Source organism: Okeania hirsuta, assembly GCF_003838195.1.
Taxonomy (GTDB): Bacteria; Cyanobacteriota; Cyanobacteriia; order Cyanobacteriales; family Microcoleaceae; genus Okeania; species Okeania hirsuta.
This window is the reverse complement of the sequence record NZ_RCBY01000230.1, coordinates 1-11,156: the sequence shown is the minus strand read 5'-3', so window position 1 is coordinate 11,156 and position 11,156 is coordinate 1. Positions and strand designations below refer to the sequence as shown.

The window sequence follows — 11,156 nt, the reverse complement described above, 5'->3', positions numbered from 1 at the left end:
TGTTCCCTGTTCCCTGTGTCCTCACGCTTTGCAATATTTTATGAAATTGGTATTAAACCAAAGAAAGCTATTAACAGAAGGAGGAAAAATGTCATTATCTCTCAAAATTATTCTGCTAGTCGCTACAACAATTTATCAAGCGATCGCCTGTCATTTGGAAAATCAAAAACCACCTCCAGGAAAACTATTTGATGTTGGTGGTTATCGTCTACATTTATATGTTGTAGGAGAAGCTAGTCCAACAATTATTCTCGACCACAGTTTAGGTGGAATAGAGGGATATTTCCTAGTAGAAAAACTGGCAAAGTTAGGGCGAGTATGTATTTACGACAGAGCTGGATATGGATGGAGCGAACATAGCCCCCATCCTCGAACTAGCAGTCAAATTGTCACAGAATTAGATACCTTACTTACCCAAGCAAAAATTCAGCCACCTTACATTTTAGTAGGAAATTCTTTTGGTAGTTACAATGTCAGATTATATGCTCATCGTTTCCCAGAAAAAGTTATTGGCATGGTACTTACAGATGGACTCCATGAAACAGGAATGCTGAAGATGCCTATCCAATTACAAGCTTTGAAACTATTATTTATTTCCGGCTTTGTTATGTCTATTTTAGGTTCAATATTAGGAATTATTCAGCTATTAAGAAAATGTCGAATATTTGAATTAATCAAACCTGAATTACAAGATTTTTCTCAAGAGTCGAGAAATCATGTAAAACATTCTTTTTGTCGCTCTAAACACTGGATTACAATGAGTCGAGAAATACTAAATCTAAATAATAGTGGAAATCAGGTTATTATTGCTAATCAGTTTGCTTCGATGCCAGTAGTTAGTATCAAAGCTAATTCTTTTTTTCAGTCTTCTTGGTGGACTTTTTTAATTCCTCTGAAATCAGCCAACAAATTACGAGAGCAAATGCACAAAAATTTGTGTAATCTATCAACAAATTGTGTTCAAATTCAAGCCAATAAAAGTAGCCATTTTGTATGGATAGACGAACCCAGTCTAATTGTAGATGGTGTCAAAATTTTACTAGACAAACTAAATCAAACTACATCGACGACTTAACGCCAATTTCAAAAGTGATTTATACTTTTTATCGCTAATAGTATAAGCTCCAAATCTTTCCAAGTGGGGGTTATTCATCTGAGCATCAAAAAAAACAAACTGTCGCTTTAGAGTAGTCATAAGGGGAGACTTGAGACCTTATTTCTTGATCAACCAAAATAATTACTTTCTCAGCTCCCTCGCAATGACAGTCATAGGTTGAGAGCGAGTTGAAGACTTAGTTTATAAATCAGTATCTAATAACTGAGTGCTAATTACTATAGATTACATCGACGACTTAACGCCAATTTCAAAAGTGCTTTATACTTTTTATCGCTAATAGTATAAGCTCCAAATCTTTCCAAGTGGGGGTTATTCATCTGAGCATCAAAAAAAACAAACTGTCGCTCCCTGAGTCGCTCCACCAACTTTACCATCGCCACCTTCGACCCTTCAGGAATATTGAAAAACATTGACTCCCCAATAAAACCCCCACCAATCACAATTCCTAAAATCCCCCCAGCAAGTTCATCTCCTTGCCAAGTCTCAAAACTATAAGCATACCCCGCTTGATTCAAAGCTTTGTAAATCTGCTTGAGTTCCCCAGATATCCAAGTTGTTTCTCGATCTGCACAACCTTCAACTACAGCCTCAAAATCCTGATTAACACCAACAGTAAAACGATTTTGATTAATTATACGACGTAGTGACCGTGGATAGCGAAATCTTTCATCCAAAGGAATCAAAGCTCGTTTCCTACTACCATACCACTTTAAACTATTCTCTCCATCATTCGCCATGAGGAAATAGCCCTGAGCATATCCTTGTATGATGGAGTTAATATCATATTCTATCATGGAATTACCATTAACAATTTATAATAGAAAATTTAAGATTATGCCTGAACCAATAAAACCAATTACTTTACCCACAGCAGAAAACCCCGAACAGGAAGGGGAATGGTTGCGAGCTTCCTTACACAAATGGCTCAATCAAGAGTTTATCCCGGAAAAAGTTAATGAGGACATTGCTAAAAGAGCGGCCCAAATATTTATTCGCCACCGTATGGAAGGAGAAAATGATTTAGGCTCATTGGTAATTGCTATTGTGACAGAAATGCAAGCCTTTGATTTTTCCCAGAGTTTTTATGGAGAGTTCGCGATCGCCAATGCTGTTAGTGACTTACTATTAGATAGTCTGGGAATAGAACGCTGTTGTGGACAATAAAAGATTTTAATATTCCCAGTTCTTACTTTTTTAGGGGGGGTTTTGGCATAATGGGCGCTTATTTTCCCATCTTTTATATCATGTCTTGATAATAGCGATGTGGAAAAAACTTTTTCTCTTGCTTCAACAGCAAATCTTTCTATTTTCCCTACTCCCCTACTCCCCTACTCCCCTACTATCCTACTTATCTTAATAATAAGTATTCAACTGGACATAATATTACAGGTGGACAAACTGATTTGTTTAACCCACCCCTAAATAAGAGATATAAGACTTTCAGCTAACCTGAAAGCTCAGTGTAGATAGCTATAAACTACCAACTAGACTTAACAACTCCTGGTAGAAGACCTTCGTGAGCCATTTCTCGGATAACGTTACGAGATAGTCCAAAATCCCGATAATAACCTCTTGGGCGTCCAGTTAACCAACAACGGTTTCGCACCCGAGAAGGGGCACTATTACGAGGTAATCTTTGGATTTGACGATGGATTTCTATTTTATCTTCTAAATCTTCTGCTTCTTCAAATTGCAGTTTAAGCTCTGCACGTTTAGCAGCATATTTTTCTACTAATTTTTTGCGTTTTTTCTCACGCTCGATCATGCTCTTTTTTGCCATGATTAGTTTCTTTAATTGCTCCAAATAATCGGTATCTTTAATTTTAAGGTATTAACCCAATCTCTAATAATACCATAGATTTTGTCAGGTGTGGTGAGATAGGGTGATGGGGTGATGGGGTGATGGGGTGATGGGGAGCTAGGGAGCTAGGGTGATAGAGTGAGTCCCCATCACTCCTAACCCGTCCCAGGAAGGGAATATCAAGAAAAATTTAGCAATGGCGCATCGGTTAGAACATTTTTTTATACCGAACCCGAGCGGATTTGATATTATATCAAGTTCGCTTCAATACTTAATCAAATAAATAATGACGGAGGAGTCAGGAGTTAGGAGAGGAGAAGAAAGTTTTGTATCACGCTATTCAACTAATACGGTATTATATTAAAGTCTGCTTGAACAATCTCACTTCAATTTAGTAGTTAGTAGTCAGTAGAGGATGTTAAACCCTTAAACGTTTAGTATTGCTAGAAATTTTACTACTTCCTACTCCCTACTCACTACTCCCTATTACCTCTATACCTCAAGTAGGTTTCTGCAAATCTGCGGTCGAAGGACATAAGTCAGCCAATATACATTTATCGCAGGCTGGATTTTTGGCCTTACAAACTGCCCGGCCATGATAAATTAATCGGATTGACCAATTTTCCCAATCAGGTTGAGGTAGTAACCGCATTAAATCTCGCTCTATTTTAATTGGATCGGAATGTTCTGTTAAACCCAATCTTTGACTTAACCGTTTAACATGAGTATCTACTGTTACCCCTACAATAATTCCATAGGCATGAGCTAAAACAACATTAGCTGTTTTCCTTGCTACTCCTGGTAGTTGTAACATTTGTTCCATCTGCTTTGGCACTTGGTAGTTGAACTTTTCAACAATCATTTGGCAAGTAGCCTTAATATTTTTGGCTTTATTACGATAAAATCCTGTGGAGCGCACTAGGTTTTCTAATTCTTCAAGATCTGCATTTGCTAGTGCTACAGCATCCGGGAATTTTTCAAATAAGGCAGGTGTAACTTTATTAACTCGTTCATCTGTACATTGGGCAGAAAGGATAGTTGCCACAAGTAACTGTACTGGGGTTTGATAACTCAGGGTACAGGTGGAATCTGGATAAAGACGTTTGAGACGAAGGAGTATTTCGAGCGATCGCTTTCGCTTCGCTGAAAATTTACGAGTTGTCACCATTATTGGGAAGGAAGATGGAAGAAGAAAGAGACAGAAAGGAAAGAATAAGGCGTTGCATATTTGTGGGATGAATTGTATGCTTGGACAAAAAAGAAGTATGAAGTATTAAGGATGAGATTTACCTGTTCAAAAAAGATTCATCCCTTGATTCAGCAACGCCCAGAAAGGAAAGAATAATTTATACCATAAGGAAGAAGGAAGAGGCAAGAGTAAGGAAGGAAAGTAAAATCAACCACTTTTTCCATCTATGTCTTTACTTATTTTACTCAAGAACTTAATTTTCGAAAGAAAAAAAGGACAGGACTGACGCATGAGGCACTAAAAAGTAGCATTTGAGATTGCTTTCCGTCCCGGAATGCTCCGCAAACCCTGTTGGTCGCAATGACAGAAATACCTTCTCATGCGTAAGTCCTAAAGGAAAAACGAACCTATCGTTCATGCCTACTTATACTATATCCGTTGAATAGTGCGATAGAACTCCGTTCCGCTTACGCGATGAACAAAAACTTTCTTCTCCTTTTTCCTTCTGTTTTTCTCCTGACTCCTGAGGACTAACTCCTCCTAAATATTCAACCGGACATGATACTATCTTTTACCTTTGCAGTAACGATCGCACTCCCTCCAGATTAGCAGTATCTCTAATAACTAAGAAAATTCCTAAACCTAACAATACTACTAAACCTGTCTGCATCACATTTTCCTGAATATTCATAGGTAAGGGTTTACCTCTTACTCCTTCTATGAGTAAAAATGCTAACTGACCGCCGTCTAAAGCAGGTAAAGGTAAAATATTAATCACTGCTAAGTTAATGCTAATCAATGCTGCAAATTGAAATAATTCCCCTACATTGTCTTTAGCAATTTTTGCCCCCATATCTACAATGGCCACAGGCCCGGCAAGTTGTCCTGCTGTCTGACTAAAGTTACTAATGAGTTGTCCAAAACCTTGAACTGTTAAAACTACAATCCTTTGAAATTCATTAGCACCGACACTAAAAGCTGCAAAAATATTGTCAGGGCGATTTCGCACTATGTCTCCATTGGAAATTAGTTGTACTCCAATACGACCTTTGCCATCATCTCCTAAGTCTGGTGTGACTTCAACAAATAGCTTTTGTCCGTCACGCTCAAGCTCCATATCCAAAGATTTATTCGGATTATTTTGAATTGTTTCTACTAGGGTAGTAATAGCTTCTTTGTCTGGGCCTAATTGCCGGTCGTTAACGGATAAAATAATATCATTTGCTTTAATACCTGCTTTAGTAGCGACAGAGCTAACGTCTGTAGCAACTGCTGGAACTTTTACTCCGGGAGCATAGTTAAATTCTGGTATGCCAATGATACTCACTTGAGTAACTAATAGAAAATAAGCAAATATTAGATTGGCAATTACTCCCGCACTGAGAACGATCGCTCGGTCGAGGATAGGGCGGTTGCGTAATAGGTCTGGGTCATCTTTGGGAATTGTACTATCGGGGTCATTATCGGGAAAACCCACAAAACCGCCAAATAGAAAGCTGCGGATAGCATATTCTGTTTCTGGCCCTTGATATTTCCATAATACCGGGCCAAATAAACCGATGGAAAAACGATTAACGTGGATTTTTTGGAGTCGAGCTGCTAGAAAATGGCCTAACTCGTGAACTACAATGAGTGCGCCTAAAACTGCGATCGCTAACAATACGGACATTAGTTATTCCTGTTAAGTTTCCAATTATATAAAGTTAAACCTTTATTATAGAACCTTGATGGGATCTATTAGGCATCTCCAGAAAAGAGGGAGTAGGGAGTAGAGGGAAAGAATTGATGAATAGGAGTGCCATAATTGATTTTATTTTTGATTATTGGAGATGTCTATTTATGTACTTACAGTAGTTTTGGAGTTGATAAGGTACAAAGTTTTAGGAGTTTAGGGAATAGAGATTAATATTAAACTTTACCTCACGGTTCCTCAAAAGTGCTGTAAATATAGGTAGATGATGAATATGGGGGCAAATTTTCACCTTTTTCCCCTATTCTATTTCTCGAGTTCCTGAGTTCACAGTCCTGCTCCTTTGCTAAAAACTCCTACCTTTGTCAAGATATCAAATGGGTGCATCTCATATTTGCAAAAATACTTTTTTGCTATATATTCCCTATTCCCTATTCCCTATTGCCTGTTGCCTTTCGGAACTGTTGCCTAAAAGCGATAAATTTTTGGCTTTATTCTTGCATTGAGATGCACCCTACCAAATGACTTATATAAATGAATTTATCTTGGTTTTTGCTCTGGCTATTTTTATTATACTTTCAATACTCAGCACTCTACTTTCTTCTAGACTATTATCTATTTAGCTTTAATATCAAGTCACTTTAAATTTATATTTATATAGTAATCAGGAATAATTTTGATAGGTATTTAAGAACAATTAATATCAATCAAAATCCTGATTATATTCTAACTATTGACTCCTGACTCCTAATAAATAACCTAGTTATTTGTAGCAAATACTTATCAAATTAGCATAATACTTCAAAAATTAATTATCAGCTTTTTTTTATTTCTTCTATCTTGCCTTAGTGTGGCACAAAATTTAACTAGCTATTAGCTATTAGCTAGCCTCCTAGGTCGGAACTACGGACTTCAGCTATCAGCCTCAAAATCTGCGCATATAATTAGGTATCTGTTTGCGGAGCATTCCGGACCGAAACGCTTTTTAAGACTCCGATTTTTGACAACGTTCTAAATAAATTCGAGCTACTCGATCATTAGGGTTTTGATTCAGACAATCTTGAAATAGTTGAGCAGCTTGACTAAGTTTTTCTTGATAATAAAAAATAATGGCTTTTTCAAACAGATGTTTGGTGATTTTCTTACCCTCTAAGCATTCAGGTGGTTCGGTATCAAAAACTTCAAATACCGTCACCATTTTTGCTTTTCCTTTTACCTTGACTCTGTCAATTAATCTAATAGAATATTTTCCCGGATTTTCTAATGATATAAAAGTATAATTACTTATTAATAAAGACACATCATATTGTTTGGTTAATTGTTCTAAACGAGATGCTAAGTTTACCGTATCGCCAACAACTGTACCATCTATTCTTTGAGAACCTCCTACTGTACCTAAAATCAAATCTCCTGTATTAATTCCAATGCCAATTTTTAATGGTAGTCTTTCTGGTCTTTGTCGAGTTTTATTATATTCATGCAGTCGTTTTAACATCGAAATAGCTGCATGAACAGCATCATCCACTTTGCCTCCAAATAGTGCCATTATTGCATCACCAATATATTTATCAATAAAGCCTTGATTTTCAATTATTACCGGTTCCATTCTGGAGAGATACCCATTGATAAATTTAAAACTCTCTTCTGGAGTCATGGTTTCTAAAATTGTGGTAAAGTTGCGAATATCAGCAAATAAAACTGACATTTTATGCTCTACACTATCTCCTAATTTGACATCTGTAATATTTTGATACCCCATCAAAGATAAAAATTGATGAGGTACAAATTTAGTTGTAGCAGCAGTTAATTTTAATTCGGCTTCTAAAGCTTTTTTTAAATCAAGATTAACTTGAAGTAGTTCCTGATTCATTCGATTTTACGTTTACAGAGAAAATACAGCAACATTGTTGGTATAGAAAAATAGGCGTTCGCAGTTAGTAAATCGCTCAGAAGGTGGAGCCATACTAATGAAGTTTGCCATAAATAACAACTACCGTGAGGCATATATTGAGTTGGAGAAAAAACTGTTTTTAATAGTTCCCATATTTTCATTTTTACGATCTTAATTATGATTACTATGGAGGAGTAATTTCAGTTATCAGTTATCAGTTATCAGTACCTCATAAAAGAGCGTAAGTCTGCAAATTACTTTTCTAGAAACAGTAGATAACTAACCGGAGCTTGAGTCAACAATGTTTGACCATCCACTACCACATCGGCGCGGGCAGTACAGTTTGTCCAATCTTTAGTTACCGTCACATCAAACAACTTGGTTAATACCTCGGAGGTTTTGCGGATAATCTCTTCTGCTTTAACCTCCACCTTTTTCGACTCTGGTGGGAGTTGTTCTCTCTCCTCATCTTTGGGGTGATAGGTTCGAGAAATACCGGAAAGTAAAGCGGGTTTCTGTAAAGCTTTTTGAGCTTCTGCTAGTTCCTGCACTGACCGACTTTTGATTCCTTTTTCGGCGTTGGTAATTGGTAAAATGATTTTTTACTAGGGGTGAGACCCATCACTTACTTTGGTAAAATATATTAGAGGTATCAGAAACAGACTACTCTTAAAGTTTCATCTCTTGATTGACCAACGCCCCTTTTTCAATCGCAATAATTTGATTTAATCGTGCCATCTGAGTCCTTATGTTTTGTAATACTTGTATTATACTGTAATTTATGACAACTGTCTACCAGAATTTATTGCCAGATTTTTCTCTTTTCCTCCTTCCTTTCTTCCTTCTTCTTATAAGCTAAAATAAATTTTGTAGAGTTTAAGTAAAACAATGAGTTTAGAAAAAGATTTATTGAAGCAATATTTAAAACCTATGAAAGAAAAAGATTTATTTAAAAGTTTGAAAAAAACTGCAAAACAAGCTTCTAAGACGAATATTTCCATGGTCAAAAACTCAGATGACTTTCGTTTAAATAAAAAAGCAGAAAAGAAGATAATTTCCTCTAATTTAAAGTCATCAAACTGGTTGCGTTCTCTAATAGTTAGAAAATAATTTTACTTTCTTTAAGCTCCACAGCGACTGCTAATTTTTCTTAAATTTCAGTCTATTAAAGTAGGTAAGAGAACAGGGAAAAGGGAACAGGGAACAGGGATAAATTGATCGGATAAAACATTTTTACCCTTGGCTAATTAATGAGATTTGATATGACAAACTGAGTAAGTATTCCGCAGGAAATGTTTACCAAACTGATATGAATAAATCATTTTCCATGACCGTATTTGACATATACAAAGAAAGCTTAAAACTCAGGCAACACCAAATTTTTCCCTCCTCCCTATTCCTTGCTCTCTACCTTTTCCTTCTTTCCTCTTCCTTTCCTTCTTTCTTCTCGATCATGAGCAAAAATCCTCATCAAATTTCTTTCAATGCTGGTTTTGTAAATAAATTAACATTAGACAATGAAGATGTTGAACAATTGCTGTTAGCCAATAACATCGCTACATTATATGCAGCAATAAAAGGGCAAAAAATTAGCTTAGATTTAATAATTAAGGCATTAAAAGATAATTCACCAGAAATACAATGGAGAGCTTATACTATTTTGCAGGAAATAGAAGAACCTCAAGTTATACAGGCATTATCAGAATATCAATGGGAAGCAGCTAGACTTTTAGAATTATATGTAAATGGTAATAGAAAATTTATTAGGGCTAATTTCTGTAATGCTGAATTAACAGATGTTGATTTGAGTCGGATTAATTTAAGTTCAGCTAACCTCAAAAATTCTAACTTAAGAAATACAAATTTCAGTCATGCTAATTTGCAAAATGCTAATCTAACAGAAGCTTATTTAAGCTGTTGTAATTTCAGTCATGCTTGTTTAAAAGGGGTTGATTTTACTCATGCTTTTATGTGGGGATCTAATCTCAGTAATGTTGACTTAAATGGAATGTATTTAGTAAATATAAATTTCAGTCATGTTAATTTACAAAATACCAACTTAAGTCAAGCCAATTTAAGTTATGGTAACTTGAAAAGTGCTGATTGTTGTGATGCAAATTTGAAGAATATTATTCTCAAAAATGCTAATCTAAGTAACATTAATTTGAACAGGGTAAATTTACAGGAAGCTAACCTAATAAATACTAATTTAAGTGGGGCTAATCTTCAAGAAGCTGACCTGAAAAACGCTAATTTGAAATATGCAGAATTATGGGATGCTAATTTGAGTAGAGCTAATTTTTTTGGTGCTGACCTGAGTAATGCTAATCTAGAATCTGCAAATCTTCAGGATGCTAATTTAGAAAATAGTAACCTTGAGAATACTAATCTGGAAAATGCTAATTTAGAAGGCTGTAAATTACCGTAGATGGGAGATGGGGAGTAGAGGAGATGGGAAAAAAAGACACCTAGTGCCGCTACGCGGAAGTTAAAAGTCATGCATCTAAAAGTCAGTCATTTTTGATTTGTAATTGTTTTAGGATTTTGTAACTGGTCAGTTATTTCCGCCATCCTGCACTAGAAACAAAAATCTATTGCGCAGTTTTAGATGTGTCAGTCCACTACTATTTGATTTACTGACTCCTGACTCCTGACTCCTGACTCCTGACTCCTAGTTCCTCCGTGTATTTGTTGTCATATAATGACTACGATTAATATTTTTCCACATGACACGGAGATTTAAGTCTTGGGTATAGAACTGCGCAGCTATGTATATATAGATAATTTGCAACCTCAACACGCCGCTTATATCGGTACAGTGGCCCTTGGCTTCTTGCCCCTACCTGGGGATACCTCTCTGTGGGTGGAGATTTCACCAGGTATTGAAATTAATCGGATTACTGATGTGGCCCTCAAGTCTAATTCTGTTCGGCCTGGGGTACAGTTTGTGGAACGACTTTATGGTTTGCTAGAAATTCATTCCAGTCGTCAGGGAGATACGAAAGCTGCTGGAAAGGCTATTTTACAAGCTCTGGGGGTGGCGGAACGCGATCGCCTCAAACCTCGTATTGTCTCTAGTCAGGTGATCCGGAATATTGATTCCCACCAAGCACAATTAATTAATCGTAACCGTCGAGGCCAAATGCTTTTGGGTGGACAAACTCTCTATGTATTGGAGGTGCAACCTGCTGCTTATGCCGCTTTAGCTGCTAATGAAGCGGAGAAAGCTGCTCTCATTAATATTTTACAAATTCAAGCTGTGGGTAGTTTTGGACGGCTTTATTTGGGCGGAGAAGAACGGGATATTTTGGCAGGTTCTCGAGCAGCTTTAGAGGCCATGCAAAATGTTTCTGGTCGGGAACATTCTGAGAAAGCTCAAGAATAAAAGAAGGAAGAAGGCATCCCCCCTACCCCCCTTTGAGAGCTATTCCTGATCAGGAACTCCTGAAAATCTTGTGGCGAGAAGGG

The 11,156-nt window shown here is 36.6% G+C and carries 12 protein-coding genes and 1 pseudogene; 5 read left to right on the top strand and 8 right to left on the bottom strand.

Features of this window, described 5'->3' with window-relative positions; all coding sequences use genetic code 11:
- Positions 1-1,075: alpha/beta fold hydrolase (locus D5R40_RS26070; protein ID WP_240041654.1), on the top strand; the 1,075-nt coding region annotated here is incomplete at its 5' end.
- Here D5R40_RS26070 and D5R40_RS40075 read toward each other — a convergent pair.
- Both D5R40_RS40075 and aat read right to left on the bottom strand, forming a co-directional pair.
- A pseudogene (locus D5R40_RS40075) lies at positions 1,049-1,183 on the bottom strand (leucyl/phenylalanyl-tRNA--protein transferase); the annotation flags it as partial. The gene D5R40_RS26070 and the pseudogene D5R40_RS40075 overlap by 27 nt on opposite strands.
- 149 nt (positions 1,184-1,332) lie before the next feature.
- Complete coding sequence (gene aat / locus D5R40_RS26060) at positions 1,333-1,911, bottom strand: leucyl/phenylalanyl-tRNA--protein transferase (protein ID WP_124146598.1); 579 nt, start codon at positions 1,909-1,911, stop codon at positions 1,333-1,335.
- A 40-nt stretch (positions 1,912-1,951) separates the two neighbouring features.
- On the opposite strand from aat, the gene D5R40_RS26055 reads away from it, so the two are divergent.
- Positions 1,952-2,281: a DUF8822 family protein gene (locus tag D5R40_RS26055; protein WP_124146599.1), complete on the top strand. Its 330-nt coding sequence runs from the start codon at positions 1,952-1,954 to the stop codon at positions 2,279-2,281.
- A 313-nt stretch (positions 2,282-2,594) separates the two neighbouring features.
- On the opposite strand, the gene rpsN is transcribed toward D5R40_RS26055, so the two are convergent.
- From rpsN to D5R40_RS26025, 6 genes are all read right to left on the bottom strand, one after another.
- Positions 2,595-2,897 (bottom strand): 30S ribosomal protein S14, encoded by a 303-nt coding sequence (rpsN, locus tag D5R40_RS26050; protein WP_124146600.1) that lies wholly within the window; start codon positions 2,895-2,897, stop codon positions 2,595-2,597.
- A gap of 520 nt (positions 2,898-3,417) precedes the next feature.
- Entirely contained in the window at positions 3,418-4,086 is a 669-nt protein-coding gene (gene nth, locus D5R40_RS26045; RefSeq protein WP_124146601.1) for an endonuclease III, read from the bottom strand.
- Between the two features lie 592 nt (positions 4,087-4,678).
- A complete protein-coding gene (rseP, locus tag D5R40_RS26040) occupies positions 4,679-5,776 on the bottom strand; it encodes an RIP metalloprotease RseP (RefSeq protein WP_124146602.1) in 1,098 nt (365 codons plus the stop codon).
- A gap of 1,006 nt (positions 5,777-6,782) precedes the next feature.
- The gene (locus D5R40_RS26035) at positions 6,783-7,667 is read right to left on the bottom strand and encodes an adenylate/guanylate cyclase domain-containing protein (RefSeq protein WP_124146603.1); all 885 of its coding nucleotides are present in this window, start codon (positions 7,665-7,667) and stop codon (positions 6,783-6,785) included.
- Complete coding sequence (locus tag D5R40_RS26030; protein ID WP_124146604.1) at positions 7,664-7,849, bottom strand: hypothetical protein; 186 nt, start codon at positions 7,847-7,849, stop codon at positions 7,664-7,666. Before D5R40_RS26030 ends, D5R40_RS26035 begins: the two co-directional genes overlap by 4 nt.
- Positions 7,850-7,942: 93 nt before the next feature.
- On the bottom strand, positions 7,943-8,275 hold the full coding sequence (locus D5R40_RS26025; protein ID WP_445974449.1) for a DUF7873 family protein: 333 nt from the start codon (positions 8,273-8,275) through the stop codon (positions 7,943-7,945).
- A gap of 301 nt (positions 8,276-8,576) precedes the next feature.
- On the opposite strand from D5R40_RS26025, the gene D5R40_RS26020 reads away from it, so the two are divergent.
- The 3 genes from D5R40_RS26020 (at position 8,577) to ccmP (ending at position 11,073) form a co-directional block, all read left to right on the top strand.
- Positions 8,577-8,798: a hypothetical protein gene (locus D5R40_RS26020; protein ID WP_124146605.1), complete on the top strand. Its 222-nt coding sequence runs from the start codon at positions 8,577-8,579 to the stop codon at positions 8,796-8,798.
- A 343-nt stretch (positions 8,799-9,141) separates the two neighbouring features.
- Complete coding sequence (locus tag D5R40_RS26015; RefSeq protein WP_161564657.1) at positions 9,142-10,116, top strand: pentapeptide repeat-containing protein; 975 nt, start codon at positions 9,142-9,144, stop codon at positions 10,114-10,116.
- 318 nt (positions 10,117-10,434) lie between these two features.
- On the top strand, positions 10,435-11,073 hold the full coding sequence (gene ccmP, locus D5R40_RS26010; protein ID WP_124146607.1) for a beta-carboxysome protein CcmP: 639 nt from the start codon (positions 10,435-10,437) through the stop codon (positions 11,071-11,073).
- Positions 11,074-11,156: the final 83 nt, after the last annotated feature.

What these genes read in the sequence shown, in the direction of transcription:
- nth (WP_124146601.1), bottom strand. Translation starts at nt 4,086, where the DNA reads ATGGTGACAACTCGTAAATTTTCAGCGAAGCGAAAGCGATCGCTCGAA.
- aat (WP_124146598.1), bottom strand. Translation starts at nt 1,911, where the DNA reads ATGATAGAATATGATATTAACTCCATCATACAAGGATATGCTCAGGGC.
- D5R40_RS26055 (WP_124146599.1), top strand. Translation starts at nt 1,952, where the DNA reads ATGCCTGAACCAATAAAACCAATTACTTTACCCACAGCAGAAAACCCC.
- rpsN (WP_124146600.1), bottom strand. Translation starts at nt 2,897, where the DNA reads ATGGCAAAAAAGAGCATGATCGAGCGTGAGAAAAAACGCAAAAAATTA.
- D5R40_RS26020 (WP_124146605.1), top strand. Translation starts at nt 8,577, where the DNA reads ATGAGTTTAGAAAAAGATTTATTGAAGCAATATTTAAAACCTATGAAA.
- D5R40_RS26030 (WP_124146604.1), bottom strand. Translation starts at nt 7,849, where the DNA reads ATGAAAATATGGGAACTATTAAAAACAGTTTTTTCTCCAACTCAATAT.
- D5R40_RS26015 (WP_161564657.1), top strand. Translation starts at nt 9,142, where the DNA reads ATGAGCAAAAATCCTCATCAAATTTCTTTCAATGCTGGTTTTGTAAAT.
- rseP (WP_124146602.1), bottom strand. Translation starts at nt 5,776, where the DNA reads ATGTCCGTATTGTTAGCGATCGCAGTTTTAGGCGCACTCATTGTAGTT.
- D5R40_RS26035 (WP_124146603.1), bottom strand. Translation starts at nt 7,667, where the DNA reads ATGAATCAGGAACTACTTCAAGTTAATCTTGATTTAAAAAAAGCTTTA.